At 69.7% G+C, this 23062-nt stretch carries 27 protein-coding genes; 8 read left to right on the forward strand and 19 right to left on the reverse strand.

Annotated features, from left to right (window positions below):
* Positions 1–36 precede the first annotated feature (36 nt).
* Together AWQ70_RS13550 and AWQ70_RS13555 are read right to left on the reverse strand one after the other, a co-directional pair.
* Positions 37–1179 (reverse strand): epoxide hydrolase family protein, encoded by a 1143-nt coding sequence (locus tag AWQ70_RS13550; RefSeq protein WP_067175167.1) that lies wholly within the window; start codon positions 1177–1179, stop codon positions 37–39.
* A gap of 375 nt (positions 1180–1554) precedes the next feature.
* Positions 1555–2316, reverse strand: a complete 762-nt coding sequence (locus tag AWQ70_RS13555; protein WP_067175170.1) for an AraC family transcriptional regulator — start codon at positions 2314–2316, stop codon at positions 1555–1557.
* A 68-nt stretch (positions 2317–2384) separates the two neighbouring features.
* Between AWQ70_RS13555 and AWQ70_RS13560 the strand changes: the two genes are divergently transcribed.
* Both AWQ70_RS13560 and AWQ70_RS13565 read left to right on the forward strand, forming a co-directional pair.
* Entirely contained in the window at positions 2385–3227 is an 843-nt protein-coding gene (locus tag AWQ70_RS13560) for a sulfite exporter TauE/SafE family protein (RefSeq protein WP_245646940.1), read from the forward strand.
* A gap of 158 nt (positions 3228–3385) precedes the next feature.
* Positions 3386–3826 (forward strand): YybH family protein, encoded by a 441-nt coding sequence (locus AWQ70_RS13565; protein WP_067175173.1) that lies wholly within the window; start codon positions 3386–3388, stop codon positions 3824–3826.
* A gap of 307 nt (positions 3827–4133) precedes the next feature.
* Here AWQ70_RS13565 and AWQ70_RS13570 read toward each other — a convergent pair whose 3' ends face one another.
* The 4 genes from AWQ70_RS13570 to AWQ70_RS13585 all read right to left on the reverse strand — a co-directional run bounded on the left by AWQ70_RS13570 (position 4134) and on the right by AWQ70_RS13585 (position 7213).
* The gene (locus AWQ70_RS13570) at positions 4134–4589 is read right to left on the reverse strand and encodes a DUF6069 family protein (protein ID WP_067175177.1); all 456 of its coding nucleotides are present in this window, start codon (positions 4587–4589) and stop codon (positions 4134–4136) included.
* Complete coding sequence (locus AWQ70_RS13575; protein WP_067175180.1) at positions 4586–4882, reverse strand: hypothetical protein; 297 nt, start codon at positions 4880–4882, stop codon at positions 4586–4588. Before AWQ70_RS13575 ends, AWQ70_RS13570 begins: the two co-directional genes overlap by 4 nt.
* A gap of 5 nt (positions 4883–4887) precedes the next feature.
* Entirely contained in the window at positions 4888–5886 is a 999-nt protein-coding gene (locus AWQ70_RS13580) for an RNA polymerase subunit sigma-70 (RefSeq protein WP_067175183.1), read from the reverse strand.
* 274 nt (positions 5887–6160) lie between these two features.
* On the reverse strand, positions 6161–7213 hold the full coding sequence (locus tag AWQ70_RS13585; protein WP_169808659.1) for a sensor histidine kinase: 1053 nt from the start codon (positions 7211–7213) through the stop codon (positions 6161–6163).
* A 371-nt stretch (positions 7214–7584) separates the two neighbouring features.
* On the opposite strand from AWQ70_RS13585, the gene AWQ70_RS13590 reads away from it, so the two are divergent.
* Complete coding sequence (locus AWQ70_RS13590) at positions 7585–8025, forward strand: YkvA family protein (protein ID WP_067175189.1); 441 nt, start codon at positions 7585–7587, stop codon at positions 8023–8025.
* A gap of 91 nt (positions 8026–8116) precedes the next feature.
* Here the strand turns inward: AWQ70_RS13590 and AWQ70_RS13595 are convergent, their stop codons facing one another.
* From AWQ70_RS13595 to AWQ70_RS13635, 9 genes are all read right to left on the reverse strand, one after another.
* Positions 8117–10084 carry a heavy metal translocating P-type ATPase gene (locus tag AWQ70_RS13595; RefSeq protein ID WP_067175192.1) on the reverse strand — a complete coding sequence of 656 codons (1968 nt, stop codon included), beginning with the start codon at positions 10082–10084 and terminating at the stop codon, positions 8117–8119.
* Positions 10077–10472, reverse strand: a complete 396-nt coding sequence (locus AWQ70_RS13600; RefSeq protein ID WP_067175194.1) for an ArsR/SmtB family transcription factor — start codon at positions 10470–10472, stop codon at positions 10077–10079. The genes AWQ70_RS13595 and AWQ70_RS13600 overlap by 8 nt, the downstream gene beginning before the upstream one ends.
* A gap of 216 nt (positions 10473–10688) precedes the next feature.
* The gene (locus AWQ70_RS13605) at positions 10689–11327 is read right to left on the reverse strand and encodes a vitamin K epoxide reductase family protein (protein WP_067175197.1); all 639 of its coding nucleotides are present in this window, start codon (positions 11325–11327) and stop codon (positions 10689–10691) included.
* On the reverse strand, positions 11324–11992 hold the full coding sequence (locus AWQ70_RS13610) for a DsbA family protein (RefSeq protein ID WP_067175199.1): 669 nt from the start codon (positions 11990–11992) through the stop codon (positions 11324–11326). Before AWQ70_RS13610 ends, AWQ70_RS13605 begins: the two co-directional genes overlap by 4 nt.
* A 262-nt stretch (positions 11993–12254) precedes the next feature.
* Positions 12255–12560, reverse strand: a complete 306-nt coding sequence (locus AWQ70_RS13615; protein WP_281196923.1) for a DUF305 domain-containing protein — start codon at positions 12558–12560, stop codon at positions 12255–12257.
* Between the two features lie 186 nt (positions 12561–12746).
* A complete protein-coding gene (locus tag AWQ70_RS13620; protein WP_084516979.1) occupies positions 12747–13688 on the reverse strand; it encodes a M56 family metallopeptidase in 942 nt (313 codons plus the stop codon).
* Positions 13685–14041, reverse strand: coding sequence for a BlaI/MecI/CopY family transcriptional regulator (locus AWQ70_RS13625; RefSeq protein WP_084516981.1), 357 nt, complete (start codon positions 14039–14041; stop codon positions 13685–13687). The genes AWQ70_RS13620 and AWQ70_RS13625 overlap by 4 nt, the downstream gene beginning before the upstream one ends.
* Before the next feature lie 203 nt (positions 14042–14244).
* Positions 14245–15435 (reverse strand): ZIP family transporter, encoded by a 1191-nt coding sequence (locus AWQ70_RS13630; protein WP_218004521.1) that lies wholly within the window; start codon positions 15433–15435, stop codon positions 14245–14247.
* Positions 15436–15562: 127 nt separating this feature from the next.
* Positions 15563–16342, reverse strand: a complete 780-nt coding sequence (locus AWQ70_RS13635; RefSeq protein WP_084516983.1) for a DivIVA domain-containing protein — start codon at positions 16340–16342, stop codon at positions 15563–15565.
* A 216-nt stretch (positions 16343–16558) separates the two neighbouring features.
* Here AWQ70_RS13635 and AWQ70_RS38845 point away from each other — a divergent pair, with 216 nt between their 5' ends.
* Positions 16559–16810, forward strand: a complete 252-nt coding sequence (locus tag AWQ70_RS38845; RefSeq protein ID WP_157530055.1) for a hypothetical protein — start codon at positions 16559–16561, stop codon at positions 16808–16810.
* 293 nt (positions 16811–17103) lie between these two features.
* On the opposite strand, the gene AWQ70_RS38850 is transcribed toward AWQ70_RS38845, so the two are convergent.
* On the reverse strand, positions 17104–17697 hold the full coding sequence (locus AWQ70_RS38850) for an SH3 domain-containing protein (RefSeq protein WP_067175214.1): 594 nt from the start codon (positions 17695–17697) through the stop codon (positions 17104–17106).
* Between the two features lie 231 nt (positions 17698–17928).
* Between AWQ70_RS38850 and AWQ70_RS13650 the strand changes: the two genes are divergently transcribed.
* Entirely contained in the window at positions 17929–18333 is a 405-nt protein-coding gene (locus AWQ70_RS13650) for an ArsR/SmtB family transcription factor (protein WP_067175217.1), read from the forward strand.
* Positions 18323–19366 carry a cation diffusion facilitator family transporter gene (locus AWQ70_RS13655; RefSeq protein ID WP_067175220.1) on the forward strand — a complete coding sequence of 348 codons (1044 nt, stop codon included), beginning with the start codon at positions 18323–18325 and terminating at the stop codon, positions 19364–19366. Before AWQ70_RS13650 ends, AWQ70_RS13655 begins: the two co-directional genes overlap by 11 nt.
* 404 nt (positions 19367–19770) lie before the next feature.
* On the opposite strand, the gene AWQ70_RS39850 is transcribed toward AWQ70_RS13655, so the two are convergent.
* Positions 19771–19926: a DUF6131 family protein gene (locus tag AWQ70_RS39850; RefSeq protein WP_169808661.1), complete on the reverse strand. Its 156-nt coding sequence runs from the start codon at positions 19924–19926 to the stop codon at positions 19771–19773.
* Between the two features lie 168 nt (positions 19927–20094).
* On the opposite strand from AWQ70_RS39850, the gene AWQ70_RS13660 reads away from it, so the two are divergent.
* The gene (locus AWQ70_RS13660) at positions 20095–20523 is read left to right on the forward strand and encodes an Rrf2 family transcriptional regulator (protein WP_067175223.1); all 429 of its coding nucleotides are present in this window, start codon (positions 20095–20097) and stop codon (positions 20521–20523) included.
* Positions 20524–20603: 80 nt separating this feature from the next.
* Complete coding sequence (locus tag AWQ70_RS13665) at positions 20604–21332, forward strand: NIPSNAP family protein (protein WP_067175226.1); 729 nt, start codon at positions 20604–20606, stop codon at positions 21330–21332.
* 48 nt (positions 21333–21380) lie between these two features.
* Here the strand turns inward: AWQ70_RS13665 and AWQ70_RS13670 are convergent, their stop codons facing one another.
* Together AWQ70_RS13670 and AWQ70_RS13675 are read right to left on the reverse strand one after the other, a co-directional pair.
* Entirely contained in the window at positions 21381–21923 is a 543-nt protein-coding gene (locus AWQ70_RS13670; protein WP_245646941.1) for a TOPRIM nucleotidyl transferase/hydrolase domain-containing protein, read from the reverse strand.
* Between the two features lie 82 nt (positions 21924–22005).
* Positions 22006–23037, reverse strand: coding sequence for an alpha/beta hydrolase family protein (locus AWQ70_RS13675; protein ID WP_218004522.1), 1032 nt, complete (start codon positions 23035–23037; stop codon positions 22006–22008).
* Positions 23038–23062: the final 25 nt, after the last annotated feature.

Below are 23062 nucleotides of genomic sequence, written 5' to 3' on the forward strand. Positions count from 1 at the left end.
TCCCGGCAGGTGGCCGGCTCAAGGCGTACTCTCCGTTCAGCGGCGCGTGCGCGCCGCCGGCGGCGTCTCCTGGTGGGGGGCGACCCGGTGGTCGTACTCGATGTGGGCGAGGAAGAAGTCCCGGACGTCCTCGGCGAGCAGCTCCGGCACCTCCATCGCGGCGAAGTGGCCGCCGCGCTCGAACTCCGACCAGTGCCTGATGTCGTACAGCCGCTCGGCCAGCGGTCGCACCGACTGCGTGATGTCGTGCGCGAACACCGCCACGCCGACCGGTACCGGGCACGGCGCGGGCCGCCCCCGCGGAGCATCGTGGTGCAGCCGTGCCGAGGACGCCGCGGTGGCGGTCAGCCAGTACAGCGAGATGTCGGTGAGCATCCGGTCGTCGCTGATCTGCGAGCGCGGGTCGGTCCACTGCGCGAAACGCTCGGCGATCCAGACCAGTTGGCCGACGGGAGAGTCCGTCAGCGCGTAGCCGATGGTCTGCGGGGTCGTGGCCTGCAGAGCCTGGTACGGCGGACGATTCGCCATCAGCTCCCTGACCTTGTCCAGCCGGGCCTCGTCGGTTTCGGACAGCTCGATGCCGGCGTCCGGGTCCGGCCGGGTCGGCAGGTAGTTGACGTGCACGCCGGCGACCTCCTCGGGCGCCACCGCGCCGAGCGCCATCGAGATGCCCGCGCCGAAGTCGCCGCCCTGCGCGCCATAGCGCTCGTACCCGAGCCGGCGCATCAGCTCGGCCCAGGCCCGCGCGATCCGCACCGCGTCCCAGCCGCGCTCGTGGGTCGGCCCGGAGAAGCCGTAACCCGGGATGGACGGAATCACCAGGTGGAAGTCGCGCGACAGCGGCTCGATCACGTCGAGGAACTCCAGGAACGAACCGGGCCAGCCGTGGGTGAGGATCAGCGCGAGCGCGTCCGGTTTCGAAGACCGGACGTGGACGAAGTGGATGTTCTGGCCGTCGATCTCGGTGGTGAAGTGCGGAAGCTCGTTGAGCTCGGCCTCGTGCTCGCGCCAGTCGTAGCCGGTGCGCCAGTATTCGGCCAGTTCCTTGAGCCGCGCCAGCGGGAAGCCGTAGTCCCACCCGGCGTCGGCGACCTCGTTGGGCCAACGGGTGCGGGAGAGCCGGTCGGTCAGGTCGTCGAGGTCGGCCTGGGGGATGTCGATGCGGAACGGCTTGATCATGGTCGACTCCAGGGGGTTCGTTCGGCGCTCAAATGTTCTGACGGCCAACGGTTGACGATCCGGCTTTCGTTGGGATGTCCAACGTTGGCATCGCCCACTATACATAGATTCATTGGTTGAGCCAACGATTTATGGCGGCTGCCATGGAAGGGACAGCCGCACGCCTGACCGTGAAGCCGAGCCGCCGCTCCCCCGGCCGGCAGTGCGCGCCCACCGGCTGGTGTCGGACGGCTCCGGCGAGGTGGGTGCCGCGCGGATCCCGCCACCGCATCCCGACCGCGCCGGAAACCCACTCCCGCGGACGTTCATCGCTCAACCGCAGAAACACGATCACACGTGGACGTGACCCGTCACGGAGTCGGCAAGGCGACCGATCTATTTCACGGCCAGCGCGGAAGGAGCGAATCCGAACGCGCGCGAGAAGGCCGCGGTGAACGACGCCGGCGAGGAGTAGCCCAGGCGGCTCGCGACCTGAGTGATCGTGGACGTGCGCAGCAGTGGCACCGAGGCGACGAGCCGAGCGCGCGTGCGCCAGGCGGCCGGACTGATGCCCGTCTCACGACGGAAGCGGCGGGTGAAGGCGCGCTCGCTCATGACCAGGCGGCGCGCCCAGTCCTCATTGGTGACCTGGACGTCAGGGTCGGCGAGGTACTCGCGGCAGAGATCCGCAAGGTCCGGCGACGAGGGCAGCCCGACGTGGAGCGGCACCGGGCTCAGGCGGGTGATCTCGTGCAGCAACAGTGCCGCGATCGCCCCCTCGCGGCCGGCGAGGTCGTACTCGGCCTCGAATTCGACGGCGGCGAGCAACAGCTCACGGAGAAGAGGGGTGACGTCGACGACGGTGCACGCGTGGGGCCACCAGGGCACCGCGTCCGGCTCGATGTAGAGGCTGCGGGTGCTGACGTCCAGCATCCTGACGCGGTGGCGGGTGTCCGCCGGGATGAGGACGGCGCGGTCGGTCGGCACCGTCCACGTCCCGTCGTCGGTCTCGACGATCATCACGCCCGTGGCGCCGTACAGGAACTGCGCGCGCCGATGCCGGTGCCAGTCGAGAACCTGTCCGGGGGCGTAGTCCGTCCCGATGGGCAGCACGGCTCTCGCGACCCGATCGACGTCGGCGAGCTGAACGTTCCGCACCCGCCCAGCGTAGTGGCCGATTCTCGAAATATTTGGGCCGTACTTCGATTGTCCGCCAGGAGCAGGCCTTGCTTGACTCGTGGTTCGTGAGTGTCCTCGTGCTGGCCGGGATCGGCCTCCTCACCGGCCTGACCACCGTGCTGTTCGGGTTCGGCGGCGGGTTCGTCACCGTGCCGGTCATCGTGTGGGCCGACGCGCGTCTCGGCGCCGACGCGGCCCATGTCGCGGTCGCGACATCCGCCGTGGTCATGATCTTCAACGCGTGCGTCGCGACCGTCGCGGCCGACCGCGCCGTCCTGAGCCTGCTGCGCCGGAGCACGCCCCTGCTGGCCCTCCTCGCCGTCGGTGGCGCGCTCGGCGCCCTCGCGACCCGGTGGACCCCGGCGTCCGTGACGCAGTGGGCCTTCATCGCCTACCTCGTCGCCACGATCGTCGACGTACTCGTGCGGCCCGGATTCCTCCACCGCCGAGCGGAATGCGCGGTCACGGGCTCCGGCCGCGGAGGGGAGACCGGTCGTATCCGTGCCGCGCTCGGCATCCCCATCGGCGCGACGGCGTCGTTCCTCGGTGTCGGCGGCAGTGTCATGACCGTTCCCCTGCTTCGCAGGCTGGGCCATGACATGCGCACGGCCACCACGCTGGCCAACCCGCTGACGCTCGCCGTCGCCACGCCGGCGCTCGTCCTCTTCGGCGCGGAGAACGCGGGGATCCCCGCGTCCGCGGGCGTTTTCCTCTATGGTCCGGTCGACCTCGGCGCCGCCGCGGCGCTCCTCGCCGGCGCCCTGCCGGTGATCGTCGTCATGCGCCGCCGTCCGCCGCGCATCCCCGACAGGCTCCACGCATGGAGCTACCTGGCGCTTCTCGTCCTCGTCACCGCCACGATGGCCGCCCTCTCCCTCGACGACGCCTGACGGAGGCACCGTCCCCGGTCACCGTCGGCCGAACCTCCGGAGGGCGCTGCCCGAACGGCGGATGCGATACGGCAGCCGCGGACCTGACATCTCCGGTGGCTGTGTCGTCGTACCAGTAGAAGCCGAGATTTCACACCGATCGGAAGGGATGGGTGGCGATGTCCACGCAGCGCGAGGAAGACGAAGCCAAGATCGGGCAGCAGGTCGACAAGATCGTCGAAGGAATCCGGGCCAAGGATCTCGAAGTCCTGAAGCAGCTCTACACGGCGGACGTCGTGTCCTTCGACGTCGAGCCGCCGCTGCAGCATGTAGGGGTTGCGGCGAAGTTGAAGAACTGGGCGAAGGTGTTCATGTTCTTCCAGGATGTGACTTATGAGGTACGCGATCTGGCTCTCACCGTGGGCGATGATGTGGCGTTCGGGCACGGTTTCGGGCGGCTCAGCGGCACGCTGAAGAACGGGACGGCGACGAGCGGGATGTGGGTCCGGGCCACTTTCTGCTTCCGGAAGATCGACGGCGAGTGGTTGATCGCGCACGACCAGGTGTCTGTGCCGTTCGACATCGCGAGCGGCAAGGGAGTGGCCGACCTCGAACCCTGACGAGTCGCAGAGGTTCGGGGCGTCGCGGGCGGTGCTGCCCCGCCGCGCCAACCCGACCGCGTGACCGGCCGGTCGTCGTGCAGGGCGCGCACTTCACGTACCCATGGGTGTCCGGCGTGCCTACAGGCCGTCGGGGCGGCGGCCGGTGGCGTCCTGCAGCGACCGGTTTCGGGCCAAGGCCGCGCAGACGCCAGGTCAGGTGCTCGGCGAGGATCACATGTCGCGGAGGTCGGCGGCCGACGCCGGTGGGACCGGGAGCAACATGCCGAGAAATAGTCGATACCTGTGGATCAGGTCGTTCAGTTCGTCAATCGGTCCGGGTGCGGAGGCTCCGCGCCAGAGCGGGGATCATCACCGCCGCAGCGACGAGGTGCAGCCCGAGGAGGGCGGTGGCGGTGGCGGGGTTCGCCCCGGAGAGGAAGGGCGGGACCAACGAGACCGCGGTCAGCGACACCGCCGTCCACACGAATCGCTCGGCGGGGCGAGCGCTCCAACGAAGAAGAGCGGCGGCGATGACGATGCCCACGACCGAGAAGAAGCCGGTCACGACGGCGAACCCGGGCAACGGGATCGTCTCGCCACCGTCGGGGACCTCGAAGTCGACGCCGACGGCCTGGGCGAGCGCGGCGGCGAGGGTGGTGGCCACCATCGCCGCGAGCGTGGCGATGGAGCCGGTGACGGCGAGCCCGCGGAGTCGGTGGGTGCGGCTGGTCCGGCCCGATGCCGGGCCTGCGACGACCCCGGTGTCATTCATGCTGTTCATGTCGTTCCTCCATCATTCGATGACTGGCGTACGGGATGTGCCGACTGGCATGTGACGGTCCCGGCCCTGGGCGTGACGATGCGCACCCTCGCCGTGCGACGGCCGGGGTTCCGCAGGGCGCGGACGCCGGTGCCGCGCAGCCAGAACCCGGCGTCGCGTCCGAGGACCGGCCCGGGTTCGCCGTCGCGCAGCTCCAGTTGCACCCGGCCGCGGGTGACGACGCCGAACGCGTCGCACCACTCGGCCGCGACCACCGGGACACGCGCGCCACCGCGCAGCACGAGCGTCCGCACCGGGACTACTCCGTGCCGTCCGCCGGCAGGCGCTCCGGCAGCCCGAGCCGCGGAAACTGGTCGTCGTGGAACGTGACGATCTCGGTGATCGCCCCGCCGGTGATGCGCAGGACGTCGATCGTCAGCGGCAGGTACGCGTCCTCCGGCTTCCGCCAGAGGTAGAAGGCGACGGCGGGCTGCCGGTTCACGGAGGTGAGGACGGCGCGCAGGTGCTCCATGCTCTCGAAGCCGCTCTCGACCCAGTCGTTCACCACCGCGTCGCGGCCGACCTGCAGGCCCGGCGTGGGCGGCATCGAGCAGCGGACGTCGTCCCGCAGCAGTGCGGCGAGCCCGTCGACGTCCGTGGCCACGCTGGCGTCGGTATAGCGGCGCACCAGCTCGCGCGTCCCGGCGTCCTCCTCGCCGCCGGTCCAGTCCTGCCGCTCGGCGGGCAGGTGCTCCCGCATGCCGGCGCGGGCCCGCTGCAGCGCGCTGTTCACGGAGTTGACGGAGTCCCCGAGGAGCTCCGCGACGTCCTTCGCCGGCCAGCCGAGCACGTCCCGCAGGATCAGCACGGCCCGCGGGCGCGGCGCGAGGTGCTGGACTGCGACCAGGTACGCCAGCTCGATCGTCTCCCGCGCGAGGGCGACGGTCTCCGGCTCGTCCGCGTCACCCGCGGGCAGCTCGTCGAGCAGCCGGTCCGGGTAGGGCTGCAGCCACAGCACCTCACCGCCGGTCGCGGGCTCCGGGCGGCACCTGGCGAGCAGATCCAGGCAGGCGTTGGTGGCGATCCGGTACAGCCAGGCCCGGAACGTCGACCGCCCCTCGAAGGTCTCCCGCCGCCGCCAGGCACGGAGGAACGTCTCCTGCACGGTGTCCTCGGCGTCCTCGAACGACCCGAGCATCCGGTAGCAGTGCACGTGCAGCTCCCGCCGGTGCCGCTCCGCCAGCCCCGAGAACGCCGGCTCGTCGACCTCGCCCAGACCGCTCACGCCCAGCTCCTCCAGCCGCGTGTCCGCACTCATCACGTCATCCTTCCGCTTCGTCGTGTCCCGTCGTAGGTGTGACGGGTGCGGGCGCGACAACTCATCACCAGGGTCGGTCGGCATGGCTGATCCCGTGACGGATCCGGTGGCGGAGCACGACGCGCGGTCCGGTCGGTTCGCAGGCCGCGCATCGGTCTCAGCCGCGCTTGAGATGACAGTGATCAGGTTGGAAAAGGGTCATCGCTCAACATGCCTGACAAGCAGGCGTGCGGCAGAGCAGGCATGATCAACCCGGAGGAGTGCCGGGGCGTCGCTATCTGGTGGTCGCCGGCAGCGCGATCGGCCGGGGGAAGCGCGCGACGAACCGTGCTCCGCAGGGGCTGTCTTCGAGGATGAGGGTGCCGCCATGGGCTTCGGCGATCTCCCGGGCGATGGGCAGTCCCAGGCCGCTGCCGCCGGCGTCCTTGGCGCGGGCGTCCGGCAGGCGGACGAAACGCTGGAAGACGGCTTCCCGCTGCTCGGGCGGCACCCCGCTCCCGTCGTCGTGGACCTCCAGCACCGCCGCGTCGCCCCGATGCTCGACGGTGACCGTGACGCTGGAGCGGGCGTGGCGTTCGGCGTTGTCCAGGAGGTTGTGCAGCAGCCGTTCCAGGCCGATCCGGTCGCCGTGGACCATCACGCCGCTGCTGAACCTCTTGACCACCCTGATCTTGCTTTGCCGGTGGTCGCGCTGCCGGTGGTCGAGCTCGCCGGCCACCAGAACGGCGAGGTTGAGCAGGTCGTGCTGACCGACGACGCCCGCGTCGAGCCGGGAGATCTCCAGCAGGTTGGTCACCAGGTCCTGCAGCCGCTCGACGGACTCCAGCAGCCTGTTTCCGGTTGCCACCCAGTCGGTCTCCTCCGGCCGCACGAGCGCGTCCTCGATCTCGGTACGCATGGCCGCGAGCGGGTTGCGCAGGTCATGAGAGGTGTCCGAGGCGAACCTCAACTGCTGCTGGATCGCCGTTCCGGCCCGTTCCAACGTCTGGTTGGTGGTCTGCGCAAGCTCCTTGAACTCGTCGTCATGACGCGGCAGCGGAACCCGCTCGCTCAGATTGGAGGGCCGGATCGTGGCGAGTTTCCCGCTGATGGCGTACACCGGCTGGAGGGTCCTGCTCATCATCCAGTACGTCCCGAACGCGGTGGCCGCGATCAGCAGAAGCGAACCGCCGACGAGTCCGGCCAGTACTGCCGCGCTTGCGTAGAGCGGAGGCTGGGGACCGGCCGTCAGCAGCAGCACGCTGGAGATGGCGCAGACCAGCGCCATGACGGCGCTCGCCACGATGGTCACACGGGTCTTGATGGAGCAGTGATGCCATGCGCTCAAGGTGATCACCCCATGCGTCCGCTGGATGCGGTTCTGGACAGAGGTACCCGTCCAAACGGCGGACAAAGTTGTCCCTATTCCCATATGGGGCGACTGTGGGGCCACCTCGCCGCACGCACGGCGAGATGACCTACGAGCGTGAGCGGGCCCCGCGGGGGCGAACCTGCGACAGCATGACCTCGACCCCGTACAGCAGGCCCGGCCGGCACGCTCTCGTGAGAAGGCACTCCGGCCGGGACCGCGTTCGGCACCGGTTCGCGGGTCGCCGGAGGACGAGCGCTACTCTGCAGGATGACACCGCTGGATTCCGGCCGCCCGTTCGCGGTGGCCGAGGGCGGACCTCCGACGACGCGACGACGAAGGAGTGACGCATGTGGTGGGACATCGCGGCCGGCATCGCCATCGCGCTGTTGGCAACCTGGCTCCTGCTGATCGTCGCGCTGATCGTCGTTCGGCCCGAAGCCGGTCTCTTGAAGGAAGCCCTGCGGATCCTGCCGGATCTGTTACGCCTTCTGCGTCGTCTGGCGGGTGACAGGACCCTGCCCCGTGGTGTTCGAGTTCAGCTCGCGTTGTTGATGGTGTATCTGGCGCTTCCGTTCGACCTCGTTCCCGACTTCATCCCTGTCCTGGGGTACGTCGACGACGCGATCGTCGTCACCGTTGTTCTCCGCAGAGTCGTTCGCCGTGCCGGGCCGGATGCCGTGCGGCGGCATTGGCCCGGGAGCGAGGATGGATTCGCCGTCCTCTGCCGACTGACCGGCATCACGGCGCCCGGGACGACACGAGGAGCCGGCGAGCCCGCCGGCAGCTGAGTCGGGTCGCAGCCGTTCCGCCTCCAGCGCTCGACCAGACGGCCTGACAGAGCGTGGTCGTCGCTGCCCGGCAACCGGGCGGCAGCGACATTCACGCGAGTGCCCTTTCGGGGGCGGCCGACGGGGCCGGGCTGCCGACCGTCCGCAAGGGGCGGGCCCGGCCGGCACGCACGCCGTTGGCGATGACCACGACCTCGGCGATCTCGTGCACGGCCACCACGGCGGCCAGGCCGAGCACGCCCAGCAGCGCGAGCGGCATCAGCGCGACCACGATGGCCAGTGAGAGGCCGACGTTCTGCAGCATGATCCGCCGGGCGTTTCGGGCGTGTTCCAGGGCCTGCGGCAGGTGGCGCAGATCCTCCCCCATCAGGGCGACGTCGGCGGTTTCGATCGCCACGTCGGTACCCATCGCGCCCATCGCGATGCCCAGATCGGCGGTGGCCAGGGCGGGTGCGTCGTTGACGCCGTCGCCGACCATCGCCGTACTCTGCTCGCCGCGCAGCTTCGCGATGACGGCCGCCTTGTCCTCGGGACGCAGGTCGCCATGCACCTGCTCGATACCCGCCTGGGCGGCGAGCGCGGCGGCGGTGGCGCGGTTGTCGCCCGTCAGCATCGCGATCCGGTAGCCCCCTTCGCGCAGCCGGGTGACCACCTCGGCCGCCTCGGGGCGGAGTTCGTCGCGCACGGCTATCAGACCGACCACGTGGCCGTCGTCCTCGACCAGCACAGTGGTCGCGCCCGAGTGCTGCATGCGGGTCACTTCGGCGGCCAGAGCACCCGGCTCCAGCCAGCCCGGGCGCCCCAGCCGTACCCGGCGGCCGGCTACGAACCCGACGAGACCGGCGCCGGTGACCGCTTCCACCTCCTCGGCGGCAGGGACGGTGGCCGCGGCAGCCAGGATCGCGCGCGCCAGGGGATGTTCGCTGCGTGCCTCCAGCGCGGCCGCCAGCGCCAGCACGCGCTCTTCCGAGATGCCGGGACCGGTCGCCACCACCTCGATGACGGTGGGCCGGTTGCGGGTCAGCGTGCCGGTCTTGTCCAAGGCGATCGTCTTGACCACGCCCAGGCGCTCCAGCGCCGCGCCCCCCTTGACGAGCACGCCGAGCCTGCTCGCCGCACCGACGGCGGCGACCACGGTGACCGGGACGGAGATGGCCAGCGCGCACGGCGAGGCGGCCACGAGTACGACCAGGGCCCGTTCGATCCAGACCAGCGGGTCGCCGAGCGCGCTGCCGATCAGCGCGATCGACGCCGCGACGATCATCACGCCGGGCACCAACGGGCGGGCGATCCTGTCGGCCAGGCGCTGGCTGGAACCCTTGCGGCCCTGTTCAGCCTCGACGATGGCCACAATGCGGGCCAGGGAGTTGTCGGCCGCGGTGGTGGTGACCTCGATCTCCAGCGCGCCGGTGCCGTTGATCGATCCGGCGAACACCTCGCTGCCGGGTTCGGCCTCGACCGGAACCGATTCGCCGGTGATGGCCGAGACGTCCAGCGCGGTGCGACCGGCGCGGATGATCCCGTCGGTGGCGATCCGCTCGCCGGGCTTGACCAGCATCACATCGCCCGTACGCAGTTCGGCGGGAGCGATCGCCACCTCGGCGCCGTCGCGGAGCACCGTGGCCTCATCGGGCACCAGCGCCAGCAGGGCGCGCAGTCCACGGCGGGTGCGGGCCAGCGAGTACTCCTCCAGGCCCTCGCTCATGGAGTACAGGAAGGCCAGCATGGCGGCCTCGCCGAGCGCTCCCAGCGCGGTCGCGCCGACGGCGGCGATCGTCATCAGCGTTCCGACACCGACCTTGCCCTTGGCCAGGCGTCGCAGGGTGGAGGGCACGAATGTCCATGCCCCGGCCGCCAGTGCCAACGCCTGCAGGGTCGACGCGCCCCACGCCGGCCCGCCCGCCCAGCCGCTGCCGTAGCCGGCCAGCAGCAGGACACCGGCGACCGCGGCCCAGCGCAGTTCCGACACCTGCCACAACCGCTCGGGCTCACGCTCTTCGGCTACCGCGGCATCGCCGAGTGCCCGGGGCTCATCGTGACCACAGCACGCGTCACTCACCGCACGCTCCGCCTTCTGGAGCGGTGACATCCGATGCGGCGGCTCCGTAGTTCGGACACAGGGCCACGGCCTCGCCGGTCGCCGCCAGGAGCGTCTCGGCGGCGCGCAGCAGATCCAGCAGCTCGGGCCGGGCCAGCGCGTAGAACATCTGCCGCCCTTCCGGCCGGCCGACGACCAGGCCGCAACCGCGCAGGCAGGCCAGATGCGACGACGCCGTCGACTGCGCCAGCCCCAGCTCTGTGGTCAGGTCGACGACCCGGCGTTCACCGTCGGCCAGGAGCCGGACGATCGCGAGCCGGACCGGATCACCGAGTGAGCGGAACAACGCGCCGGCGGCTGCCAGCTCGGTTCGGGCGGTCGCGGCCGCTCCCGCACTTATCATCGACATTCCTCGATGATAGCGATCGCACCGGAAACATCGGAAGATGCCGATGACAGCGGGAATCACAACTTTTCGCTGGCCATCGGCCGAGTTCGCCGGCGTGGCGGTTCAGGGCCCACACGGCGGAGACCTCGCCACGAAGCCCGCCTGCCTGCCCTCGCGTTCCCGGCCGCCCCCGGCCGCCGTGGTATGTGGTCGCACCGGACGACGCGGCCCGCGCCGTCAGAGCAAGGTGATCCAGTAGGCCCAGAAGCGCTCCAGGACAAGGCCGGCGATCACGAACGCCCAGACGGTCAACACGACCGTGTGGTACCGGGCCGCCGCGGCGGCGAACCGGCGCGCGACTCCTGGCAGCGGGATCCGGCCCGCTTCCAGGTTCGCCAAGGTCACATACCAGAAGACAGGGATGGTGACCGACCAGACGACCATGCAGTAGGGGCACAACGCGCCGATCCGGTAAAGGCTCTGGAAGATCAGCCAGTGGACGAACAGGACACCGGCGAGCGTGCCGGCCTGCAGGCCGTACCAGAACCACGAACGGAACCGAGCTCCCGCCAGCAGAGCCATGCCCACCGCGATCACGACGGAGAACGCCGCGACGCCGATGAGCGGATTGGGGAAGCCGAAGAGGGCGGCCTGTTCCGTTTTCATCACCGACCCGCAGCTCAGGATCGGATTGATGCTGCAACTCGGCACGTAGTCCGGATCGGCGGCCAGCCGGAGCCGTTCGACCATGAGCAGAAAGGCCGCGACGAGACCACCGCCGCCACCGAGCGTGAGCACGAACGGCAACGCCCGGGTGACGATCGTCCGTGACCTCGCGGCGGAGGTCTCGCGCTGCCGGCTCTCGTGGACGGTCATGAGGCGAGCGCGGCGTCGATCGCGGCCTTCAGGTTCTCGTAGCTGGGCGGCACATCCAGCGCCGCGCCGTTGAAGAAGATGGTCGGCGTCCGCTGCACGCCCAGCGCGAGCCCGTCGCCCTGGTCCTTCTTCACGCGCTCGATCGTCTCGGGGGCGCGCAGGTCACGCTTGAAGGCAACCGCGTCGAGTCCGAGTCGCTCGGCCAGGTCGAGAAAGAACGCTTCCTTCGAGTCGGAGGCCTCGCCCCACTGGCGCTGCGTCTCGAACAGCCTGGCGTACATGGCCTCGAACTTGCCCTGCTTGGCGGCCGCCTCGGCGGCCTGCGCGGCGAGTGGGGCGTTGCGGTGCCCCGGCAGGGGGAAGTAGCGGACGACGACGGTGATCCGCCCGTCGTACTCGGCCCGGATCCGCTCCATGTGCGGGAAGGTGGCGGCGCAGGCTTCGCACTCGAAGTCCAGGAACTCCACCAGCGTCACCTTGCCGTCGGCCGCGGTGGACAGCCTGTGACTGTCCTCGCGCACCAGATGATCGGCGGGAAGTGCCCGCCCTGGGCTCGCGGCAGCGGGCGCCGTCGGATCTCCGGACCGGCCGAACACCATGACCGCGGCGACAATCATGGCCATTGCCGCGGCGATGCCGAGAGTGATCTTCAGGTTCGTCGTCATATCCGCTCCATGTCGAAGACCGGCGAGAAGACCGGTTGTCTTCTGCCGGACGTAGAAGAAAAACGGTGTCGGGTGTCGGCGGGCGTCGCCTCGATGCCAGCTCAGCGCTCGCCGCCGCAACTTCCGGCCGGGTACGTGATGTCCGTCGTACTCCCCTGGGAGCACGAGGCCTCCCCTGGGAGCACGAGGCGGCGATGTCGCGCGCAAGGTCCGCGGAACGACGCCTGCCCTTGGCCGTGGAAGCCGGCGCGCGGGCGCCGGTTCAGGGTGACTGAGTGCGCTCGTTCTCTCCGCGCGCGACCAGCATCCGCTTCATCAGGCCGATTTCGCTCTGTTGAGCGGCGACCATGGACGTGGCCATCCGGCGCACCTGAGGATCGTCGCTCAGGCCGAGGGCCGCCTCGGCCATCCGCACGCCCGCCTGGTGGTGAGCGATCATCAGGCGGAGGAACCGCACTTCGGCGTCACGTCCGCTCGCCTGCTCCAGCTCCTTGAGCCGGCGGGATGTCGCCATTCCCGGCATGGGCGGGGACCCTGGTTCCGGCTGTTCCCGCTGAAAGCCGCCCACTGATCACTTCACGTCTGTCGCCGCTCATGAGACTCCCGCGCCCATCGCATCTTCTACGTCACGTCGAAGTTCTACAGCACGTCGAATATGAATGCCGTAAGGGCCGGGACGGGGAGACCCGGCCGGGCCTCGGCGAGGAGCCCCCCGTTCGCGAGAACGCGCGACGTCGAACCCTTGGCAGCGCCCTCAGGCCTGCACGATCCCGATGCAGATCAACGGCGCGATCAGTACGGCGAGCGGTCCGCTGAGCAGGAGGCTCACGGCGCTGTAAACAGCCGTCGGCACCCATGTCGATCGCGGCCTCTCACCGCGCAGAAGCCGTTCCACGCGGTGCACGACCGCCGTTTCGGCCAAAGCGGGGGTTCCCGCTGTCGTGGCGGCGGGAGAGGCCATCTGCACCAGGGCACGGGCCAACGGCAGTCCGCCATGGGCCCGCGACGCACGATCGTCGGCCATCATCTCCAGAAGCACGGGCACGACCTCGCGGGCGGTTCGTACCGCGGGGATCCAGGGGAACGCCTGATGCAGTGCTATGAACGGGAGCAGGACGAGGTCATGACGACCTCCCGCGTGAGCGCGCTCATGTTCGATGACGGCACGGAGCTCCTGGGGGCCGAGCCGCTCCAACGTTCCGCGGCTGAGCACGATCCGACTGCGCCACCCCGGAACACAGTAGGCGGCCAGCCCCTCGTCGGGCAGAACGTAGGCATCGTGGGAGGGGCAGCGGTCGGCGACGAGGTCCACCAGAAGACGCTGCCGTCGTTGCGTGGCAGCCGTTCTCACAGCCGTCCTGATCGTGTGGGTGAGCAGCCACACCGCCAGTCCCAGCGACCAGGCCAGCGCGGAAATCTGCGTCCAGTCGAGCCCGCCCAGCCCGCGATCGTCCATGATCTGGCCGATCAGGGTGTGGGCTCCGTGCGGGAACACCGCGGCCAGCGGAATCACCGCTGCCACCAAACCGATACCGATCGCGCCCAACCCTCCCGCCAGGCCGATCGCCTGCCACAGCGCGAGCGCCGCCCGGGGGCTCTGGTGGGTCCACGGCGCAGTGGCCAGCCGTGCGGCCAGGCGGCCGCCAAGCATGATCGGAGCCAATGAGATGCCGGCGGCGACCAGCCAGAAGTTCACGGATCGGTTCCGTCCCGTCCGTTGAGCGCGTCTCTGAGCACCTCGGCGACCTCGGGCGAGACGACGCCGACGAAGCGGTTCACCGCGGCCGCGAGGTCGGTGGCCTCATCGAGTGCGGCGCGCATGGTTTCGGCGACGAAGGCGTCCTTCGTGGCCGTGGCCTGGTAAAGGTGCGCTCTCCCCCGCCGTTGCCTGGACACCATGCCCTTCCGGGAGAGCCGGACCAGCACGGTGAGAACGGTCGTGACGGCAGGGGACGACGGGAGTGCCTGGGCGACGTCCTGGGCGAACATGCCCTCAGGATGGTTCCACAGAAGTTCCATTATCGAACGTTCCAGATTGCCGAGCCGCACTCATCAGCCCCCTTGCACACATCTACAGGAAGGAGAAGATTACCGGCCGTCTTCTGGCGGGCGCCTCCGGCGCGGGTACGTCGACCCGCATGTCAGCCCCGCCGTCAGGGCTCGGCCGGACGTCGCGTGACACGACGCATCCGGCGACCGGCCCCTGCCGCCCATCAGCAGGGGCCCGTAAGGCGGGGACATGCCGGATCACGCTACCGGCCGAACACCTTCAGCAGTTTCCGGCGCTGCTGCTCCGTCAGGTCTGCCACCTGCCGCTCCTCGTCGACCCCGCCGGCCGCGATGAGAGCTGTGACTTTGTCCTTGCTGTGTCCGGGTAGGGCACGCAGGATCCGCCCGATCGGCGTGCGCTTGATGAGATCGTCGTCGCGCTGGAACACCTCGGCCAGGGTGAGCCGTCCCGAAGCGATCGCCGCCTGCAACTCCGCCTGGCCGTACGCGCCGGAGAACGGCCCGGCAGGGGCCGGCGATGTGCCGGAACCGGGCCGTGAGGGAATCGGTCGCGCGTAGTCCTTCATGGCGAGGCCCGTGGAAGGTGAGGGCGGAAGGGCTCCGTCCTCGGCATGCAGGATGTTCGCGGTGGCCAGCAGCGTGCCGGCGATGCCCGCGGCGGCCGCGGCCACGGCGACCTGGCGCCTGGAGAGCCGCCCGTTTCGCTGCCTGCTCGCGGCGAGTTTCATGCCGACGACGGCGGTCCGCAGCAGCACGCCCATCACCATGCTGAGCAGGATCGGCACCAGCGGAGCCGGAAGCGGGCTCAGCGTGGCGAGCAGCACTCCGACGGCCGGGCTGACACAGGACACGACGAGCCAGGGCGCCAGGCGCTGCCTGGCCATGTCGAGCAGCGCGGCGAGAGCCAGCCCTTCACTGGCGGAGTGGATGGTGAGGGCGATCACCACCACGACCGAGGCGGTCAGGGCGAGAGTCGCGCCCTCGATCGCGCGGTGCAGCGTGAGTGCGGCAGCGGTCCCCATGCCTCCGAACAGGGCCGCGTTGATGGCTTCCTTGACGCGGCGATGCCGACCTGGCGCATGGGCTCCGCCTTCCCTCTCGGAGTGGTCGTGTGCGTGCCCGCACCCTTTGCGGGTGAAGTAGGTGATGACGAGGAATCCGAACGTGGCGGCGAGCGCCGGCGCCCAGAGCGGCACGCCGGCCTGCATCGACTCCGACCACGCGTCGGGAAGCAGGTCGACGAGAGCGGTGACCAGCATCATGGCGGAGGCCACTGCCAGCCACAACGTCATCCGCTGGGAGTTACGGCGGGCCAGCCAGGCCCCTGTGAGAGTGGAGGCACAGACCAGCAGTACTGCGACCCATGTCTCCCGGTTGGCGGGTTGTCCTTCAAGTGCCGGGCCTACGGCCCGCGCCCAGTCCGATGAGGGCATCGATGAACACCTCTGGTCGATTTGTGGGGGGAAGGACCGGGAGGGGTGGAGGGGATGACCGTCACCGTCGGTTCCGCCATCGGGCCGCAGGCGACCTCGCGCCCGCGGCGGCCGGGCGGCGTGAAGGTCAGGCGTGCGAGCGCCGGCCCGTCGGGGGTGTCACCGTGCCTGGCGCATGGGCGCCGAGCACGCGCTCACCGTCCCGGGCCGTGTGCTCCGCTTTGAGGTGCTGCACGCTCGGGAGCGACGCCGCGATGTCGTCAGGATCGTGAAGCTGTGTGATCAGGCGGTGCAGGTGGCCGATCTGGCCTTTCAAGGTCTCCTGCATCTGGCTGTCGAAGTCGGTCACGAAGGTGCTCAGGGTCCTGATCCGCTGATCCAGCGCCTCACGCCGCCCCTCCTGGATCTCCCGTTGCAGTGCGGTGGCTCTTTCGAGCGCATCCGCGACCGTTTCCTCCGCCTCTTCCCGGGCTCGCGTGAGGATCGTCTGGGCCTCCTGGCGCGCCGAGGAGACGGTCCAGTCGGCGGTTTCCTGCGCGATCTCCACGATGCGTGCGGCTCTTTCCCCAGGGGAGAGTCGCATGTGCTGCGCCCTCTCGTCGGCCTGGGCGTGCAGAGTTCGGAGTTCCTCGTTCTCCCTCAGGAGTCTCGTCAGGGTGGCCTCGACCCGGCTGAGGAAAGCGTCGACCTCGGCCAAGGCGTAGCCCTCGCGCAGGCGGACCACGGTGAACACCTGATTGCGGACGCCGGCCGGAGTCAGCAGTCCCGTGCTCTCATGTGGATGGTTTCGCGGGAGTGACGCGACCTCCGCCGCGCTGACCACGTGACCGTGCCCATGTCGTTCGCCCGATCGGGCGACCCGCTCACCATGTTCGTGTTCGTGTTCGTGTTCGTGTCTGTTGGGCATTCCGTCCCACCAACCCTTCGACGTTTCGGCGGATGAGCGTCCGGCTGATGCGGTGCCGAAATGGCACGGATACCGGATTCCAGGACCGTGTAGTTCTTGCGGGCTCGGGCGGTCGCCGTGCTCTCAGAACATTGGCGCGTTTCCGGTCCAGCGGCATGCGCCGCCATAGGTGGGCGGCGGCTATTCGCCGTCGACACGAAGGTGGCATGCGTCCTCGTGGGTGCCGTGCTCATGCCCGTGCTCATGCCCGTGCTCGTGGCCGTGCTCCCCGTGCTCGTGGCCGTGCCCGTGCTCATGCCCGTGCTCGTGCCCGTGTGCGCCGCCGTCGTCCCGTTCCGGCTCGTCGACGCCGATCGCGTCGTGACAGGACGACTGAGCGTGCTCGTGTGCGTGCTGCGTCACAGGAACTCCGATCTCCTGATTGATTTCTGTTGTTTCCTGCCTGATTTCCGTCTCTCCCGGCGGTGAGCTCATGGACGAGATGAAGCGTTGACGGCATCGCTTCACCGGCCCCTTCGGCAGGATTCGCGCCTGCCGCCAATGCCTTTACAGATCGCGGGAGTCATTCGATGGGCAGGCTCCGAGACGACGGCCGTCACGACCATCGGCCGGTACGGATATGCCGGATCGGCGCTGACCATGAATGTGAGGTGCCGGGCGCGTCAGCTCCGGTGCCGGCCGCGGGGTCCCCGCCCCCGACGCACGGGGGATGGTCGGGGGCGGGGTGTCGGCATGCGCCGGCGGCGTACTCGCCGGAACGGCTACCTGCCGGTGATCTTCCGGAGCTTCTGGGCGGGAGTCCAGCCGACCTTGCCGGTGGAGGTCTTCACCGCGACCCAGCCGTCGGCGGTGGAGCAGGACCCGGCGAATCGCCCGCCCGCGTTCAGCGTGCCGATCGGCTGGAAGCCGGAACCAGGACCGTTGTAGACGGTGAGGGAGCCGGTCGAGCCCTGATGGAGGAGCTGGTAGGTACAGCTCAGGGAAGGAACCGCGGCCGGAGCGGCCGGCTGGGACTTGGCGACCTTACGCAGGTAGTGGGCCCAGGCCCACCCCGATCGCCCGGTGGAGGTCTGCACCGCGACCCAGCCTTTCGTGGTGGTGCACGACCCGGCGACCCGGCCACCGGCCGTCGTGAGCCGGCCGATCGGCCGGAAACGCAGACCCGGCCCCCTCCTGACACGGAGGTAGCTGGTCGACCGGACGTGGGCCAGCCGGTAGGTGCAGGCACGGACGGGGTGGGCGGCGGCCGTGCCGGCGGGGGCGGCCGCGGCCTGCGCCGGCGCGACGCCGACGGCCAGCCAGCCCGCGGCGGCGCAGACGGCCAGGGCGGGGGTGATCTGCTTGGAGATGGACACGAGGTCTCCCTTCCGGATGCATCGCGTTTCACCTGACCTGGGCCGGGGAGTCGGGGGTCTCCGTGGCGATGCTCACGAAGGGTGGTGCTCTGATTACTCTTCGTTTAAACATGTGAACAGTCACTCAACTATTTCTTTACCTTGCATCGGTATTCGCATGGCGACGCTTCGTGACGGGTATGCCGCCGACCGTCTTGACAGCGGGACTTCCGTCGGCTCACACTCTCACGTGTGAATAATCGTTCAAACATCGTCTCGTTGTCCGCCGACGCCTGCTCCTCTCCCGTCGTCGACGCGCACCGGGTCGCCGACGTCCGGCAGGCACTGCCCAGCGAGCAGATGATCCAGGATCTCGCCCAGATCTTCGGCCTTCTCTCCGATCCCGGACGCCTCCGGCTGATATCCGCCCTGCTGGAGGGCGGGGAGATGTGCGTGTGCGACCTCGCGGCGGCGACCGGGCAGAGCATGTCCGCCGCCTCGCACGCGTTGCGGCTGCTGCGGGCCAACCGCGTAGTGAAGGTGCGCAGAACAGGAAGGATGGCCTACTACCGGCTCGCGGACTCCCACGTGCGGATGCTGATCGACCTCACCATCGCCCACCTCGGCCACGACGAAGGGGATCCCCATGACGACTGATCAGCGCGACGCCGCGGGCCTCGACCACGGGCATCAGCACGAAAGCGGGCACAGACACGGGCCCGGTCACGGGCATGGGCACGGGCACGGGCACGCCGTGAGCGCTCAGGCGGACCGCCGCTACCTCACCGGCGCTCTGCTGCTGATCGTCGGCTTCATGATGGTCGAGGTGGTGATCGGCTTCATCGCCCGGTCTCTCGCGCTCATCTCCGACGCGGGCCACATGCTCACCGACGCCATCGCCATCGTCTTCGCCATGGTCGCCATGCGGATCGCCGCCCGGCCGCCCCAGGGCGGTTTCACCTACGGCCTCAAGCGCGCGGAGATCATCTCCGCGCAGATCAACGGCATCACCCTGCTGCTGCTCAGCGTGTACTTCGTCTACGAGGGCGTCCAGCGGCTGATCACGCCACCGGAAGTCGCGGGCGTCTACATGGTGGCCACCGGGCTGGCCGGCATCGTCGTCAACCTCGCCGCCACCTGGCTCCTCAGCAAGGCCAACCGGTCGAGCCTCAACGTCGAGGGTGCCTTCCAGCACATCCTCAACGACCTGTTCGCCTTCATCGCCACCACCGTCGCCGGCGCCGTCGTGTGGCTCACCGGGTGGGGACGCGCGGACGCCGTCGCCGCGCTGGTCGTCGCCGCGCTGATGCTCAAGGCGGGCTGGGGACTGGTCCGCGACGCGGGCCGCGTGTTCATGGAGGCCGCGCCCGCCAACATGAACCCCGCCGAGATCGGGCAGAAGGCCGCCGCCCTGGAGCACGTGACAGAGGTCCACGACCTGCACGTGTGGGAGGTCACCTCCGGCTACGCCTCCCTGTCGGCGCACATCCTGGTGCGGCCGGGCGCCGACTGCCATGCCGTACGCCAGGCCGCCGAGCGTCTGATGCGCGAGGAATACGGCATCGAGCACACGACCCTGCAGGTCGACCACGCGCCCAAGGACCTCCTCCCCGCTACGGACGCCCAGCGCCACTGCGCCGACCCGCACGGCCCCGTCCACCGAGCCGAGATCTCTTCCGTGCGCCGGTAGCCCTTTCGACTCCAGGCGCCGGCGGCACGAACGATCTGCCGATCACGGTGGCGGTCCGCTCCCCGGACCCGGGGTGACAGCCACCGTGTCACGCCGACCGTCGGAGACGTTCCCATCCGAAGAGCTTGATGACAGGGGGATGACCGGCCTGGACCGGGTGTCGTCCCCGTGCACCTTGCCCACCGCCGAGCGGCCCCTGCGTGCGGCGGAGTGGGATGCGCTGTTCCGCGAGCGGCTCAGACACGCGTCCCGGCCGTATGTTCTCGCTCGTCCGGGGCCCGGATCGGTGGAGGAAGTCCACGCGACACCGAGGGCGGAACGACTACCGCCGCCCACAGGAGCTCCGGGTACGACGGCGCTGACGTCCGGATCCGCGGTCCACCTGGGGAAAGGACCACGGGCGATCACCAATAGTGGCGTCGTCCGCCGACCGCGTGTCCGAGCGCTCCGAGGATCCACAGGATGGCGCCGATCACCAGGAGGATGATCCCGATGGTCCACAGGACGGAGATGCCGAACACGAAACCGAGGATGAGGAGGATGACTCCGAGAATGATCATTGAGCCCTCCGATCTTCAGGACGAGTAGTAATGTCCACTTGCCCGGCTGGTCGCCAGATATGCCCCTGTGCCGCGCCAAACCCCATCGCGCAAGGTTTGAGCCGCACCGTCCCCGCCTTGACGATCTCATCCTTGTTGTAACAGGATCTGTTTCAAACGGGAGGTGAGATGGCGGGGAACAGCCGGCTGACGATCGCGACACACGTGCTGACATGGATGGCGCTCGCCCGCCGGCGCGGGCTGGACCTGTTGACCTCCGATCAGGTGGCCGCAAGCGTGAACACCAACCCTGTGATCATCCGGCGCAGCCTGGGCGACCTCCGGCGGGCGGGCCTGGTGGAGGTACGCCGGGGCGCGGGGGCGGGCTGGATCCTGGCCCGCGCACCCGAGGAGATCACCTTGCTCGACGTCTACGACGCGGTCGAGCGGCAGCCGCTGTTCGCGATGCATCACACCGAGCCCAACCTCGAGTGCCCGGTCGGAAAGGGCATCCGCCCGGCGTTGGGCCACGCCTACGACGGCGTCGAGGAGGCCCTGCGTCACGAGTTACGGCGTACTTCGATCGCCGACGTGCTGAGGCGGACTCTCCGGGAGTAGGTGATCCGCGGCCGGAACCGGCCGCGCCCACAGCACGCAGTCGGTTGTAACAAGAATTGTTCTGATGAAAGGCGGGCGGCATGGCGCCGATCGGCGAGTACCCGATCATCGAGCTGAGGCAGTACACGTTGCGCCCTGGCCGGCGGGACGTCCTGATCGATCTGTTCGACCGGGAGTTCGTCGAAAGCCAGGAAGCCCGCGGCATGGCGGTCCTGGGGCAGTTCCGCGACATCGACGACCCGGACCGGTTCGTCTGGCTGCGAGGGTTCCGCGACATGCCGTCCCGCGCCGAGGCCCTGGCCGGCTTCTACGGCGGTCCGGTGTGGAAGGCGCACGGTCCCGCGGCCAACGCCACGATGCTCGACTCGGACGACGTACTGCTCCTGCGTCCCGCGGCGACGTGCTCCGGCCTCCCCGGCACGGCCGCCGTGCGGCCGCCGATCGGCGGCGCCGCGCCACCGCCGTCGCTCGTTCTGGCGACGATCTACCGCCGTGACCGGCCGTTCGACGAGGCGTTCACCGACTTCTTCGATCGCGAGGTCCGCACGCTGCTGACCGCGACCGGAGCGTCGCCGCTGGCGTGTCTGCGGACGGAGCACGCCGAGAACACCTTCCCCGCGCTTCCGGTACGTACGGGCGAGAACGTCTTCGTGTGGTTCGCGCGTTTTCCCAGCCAGGCTCACCTCGACGAGCATCTGACCCGGCTGAATGACTCGGACCGCTGGCGGGACCACGTGGCTCCCGTCGTGGAGCCGATGGTGCTGCAGCGGTTGCGGCTGGCCCCTTCCGCCAGATCCCTGCTGCGGTGAAACGGGGGTCGACCACGTGATCGCGTGGCACGGCGCGGACGGCGCCGCTCACAGGTGGGCCAGCAGACCGTCCAGCGGTCGCGGCACACGATCGAGGTCTAGCGCCGCGACGAGCTGGCCCGAGTAGCGGATCTTGCGGCCGCTGCCCGCCCCCATGAACCGGCGCAACTGGTCGTGGGTGCTGCGCGCGCGCCATGAGGGTTGCTTCTGAAGCGTGCGAAACGAGCCGAGCTCGCCCTCGGCGTCGACGACGCGTTCGACCGCGGCGGTGCCGAGGGCGCGGATCAGCTCGTCTTCCAGGTCGGCCACGCACACGAAGAATCCGAGCGCCTCCAGATCGTCACCGTCGAGATCGGATCCGAGGCCCGCGCGCTCGAGCCCCCTCTGGAAGGCGCCCACTTCGCCGGCGTCACACAGACCGGCCAGCCGGAGACCGCGGCCGGGAGGGCCGAACCTGCCGATGTACGTCCCGATGTTCGTGGCGCCCCCCATCGCCACGAGGGAGACGCCTTCGGCGGCCAGGTTTCGGCCCCGGCGCTCGGCCAACGCTTCGATGGCCGACTTGTCACTGACTCCCTCGACCAGCACCACGGTGTGCGTATGGTTCACGCGCTTAACCTTGCACCGGATCCGGCGAAGTTCGTACCGGTTTTTCGGTGTCGGGGGCCACCGGCTAGCCTTTCGCGTTCGCCTCCAGCCAGGAGTCGATCAGGGCGGCCACCTGGTGGGAGTTGCGGTCCATCATGATCATGTGGGAGCCGCCGCGATGGCCTTCGGCCGGCAGGTCGATCCAGGTCGATCGTCCGCCGGCCCTGCGCAGGGCGTCGTGGAAACGCCTGGTGGAGGCGTACAGCTCGGCCCACGAGCCGTCCGCGTCGAGGTGGTCGCCCCAGATGATGAGGTGCGGGATCCGGCGGAGCCGGCTGAAGTCGACGGTGGCCGGGTCGGGGGCGCCCGACGGCTCGATCGCGACGTGGGCGCGGACGTGGCCGGGAGCGGCGACGGTCGCGGCGAAGCCGAGCGGCCCGGCGGCGCTGTGGGTGAGGATCACGCTCCGCCCGACCTTGGCGACCAGCGCGTCGTACCCGGCCTGGGTGGACCGGTCGTAGGTGCGGAAGCGCGGCACCACCTGCTTGACGAACTCGTCGAACGCGGCGACGGGGAACAACGTGTCAGGGTACGGGCGGCGCTTGGCCGGGTCGGTGGCGTACGAGCCGGGAGGGCCGATGCGGAACAGCTCCCAGAGCTCCCGCTTGGTGCGGAACAGCGGTTCCGACTGGGAGATCTCCGGATAGCGCTGCCACGGGGCGCGGCCGCCGCCGAACCCGTCGGCCAGGTAGACGTCACGGCCGCCGGCGAGGAAAAGCTGCTGCCATCCCGGCCGTCCGTCCGGCGTGGTTTCGAAGGAGGCGCCGGTCAGGCCGCCGCCGTGCCACATGAGCAGCGGCAGCGAACGGCGGGGGCGCGCGAGGCGGACGTACTGAACGTATACCTGGCCGGTCTCGAAATCCCCGTTCGGGTTCACCCGGACCGGCGGCTGCCCGGGGGCGACGAACGCGTCCCTGGACTCCGCGCCCTCCAGGGTGATCGATTCACCGCCGACGTAATAACTGCCCACCTCGCGGACACGGATGCCGTCGTTCTCCGGTAGCGCCCAGCCCCCCGCGGCGACGGCGATCACACCGGGCACGGAACCTGCCAGCAATTCTCGACGGTTCACTGTTGCCTTC

Origin of the sequence: Microtetraspora niveoalba (assembly GCF_001570405.1) — a bacterium.
GTDB classification, from domain to species: Bacteria; Actinomycetota; Actinomycetes; order Streptosporangiales; family Streptosporangiaceae; genus Microtetraspora; species Microtetraspora niveoalba.

Excerpts from the sequence above, each read along its gene's own strand:
- AWQ70_RS13665 (WP_067175226.1), top strand. The coding sequence starts at position 20,604 with ATGGCGCCGATCGGCGAGTACCCGATCATCGAGCTGAGGCAGTACACG.
- AWQ70_RS13635 (WP_084516983.1), bottom strand. The coding sequence starts at position 16,342 with ATGCCCAACAGACACGAACACGAACACGAACACGAACATGGTGAGCGG.
- AWQ70_RS13605 (WP_067175197.1), bottom strand. The coding sequence starts at position 11,327 with ATGACCGTCCACGAGAGCCGGCAGCGCGAGACCTCCGCCGCGAGGTCA.
- AWQ70_RS13565 (WP_067175173.1), top strand. The coding sequence starts at position 3,386 with ATGTCCACGCAGCGCGAGGAAGACGAAGCCAAGATCGGGCAGCAGGTC.
- AWQ70_RS13610 (WP_067175199.1), bottom strand. The coding sequence starts at position 11,992 with ATGACGACGAACCTGAAGATCACTCTCGGCATCGCCGCGGCAATGGCC.
- AWQ70_RS13570 (WP_067175177.1), bottom strand. The coding sequence starts at position 4,589 with ATGAACAGCATGAATGACACCGGGGTCGTCGCAGGCCCGGCATCGGGC.
- AWQ70_RS13660 (WP_067175223.1), top strand. The coding sequence starts at position 20,095 with ATGGCGGGGAACAGCCGGCTGACGATCGCGACACACGTGCTGACATGG.
- AWQ70_RS13600 (WP_067175194.1), bottom strand. The coding sequence starts at position 10,472 with ATGTCGATGATAAGTGCGGGAGCGGCCGCGACCGCCCGAACCGAGCTG.
- AWQ70_RS13580 (WP_067175183.1), bottom strand. The coding sequence starts at position 5,886 with ATGAGTGCGGACACGCGGCTGGAGGAGCTGGGCGTGAGCGGTCTGGGC.
- AWQ70_RS13550 (WP_067175167.1), bottom strand. The coding sequence starts at position 1,179 with ATGATCAAGCCGTTCCGCATCGACATCCCCCAGGCCGACCTCGACGAC.
- AWQ70_RS13590 (WP_067175189.1), top strand. The coding sequence starts at position 7,585 with ATGTGGTGGGACATCGCGGCCGGCATCGCCATCGCGCTGTTGGCAACC.
- AWQ70_RS39850 (WP_169808661.1), bottom strand. The coding sequence starts at position 19,926 with ATGATCATTCTCGGAGTCATCCTCCTCATCCTCGGTTTCGTGTTCGGC.
- AWQ70_RS13630 (WP_218004521.1), bottom strand. The coding sequence starts at position 15,435 with ATGCCCTCATCGGACTGGGCGCGGGCCGTAGGCCCGGCACTTGAAGGA.
- AWQ70_RS13655 (WP_067175220.1), top strand. The coding sequence starts at position 18,323 with ATGACGACTGATCAGCGCGACGCCGCGGGCCTCGACCACGGGCATCAG.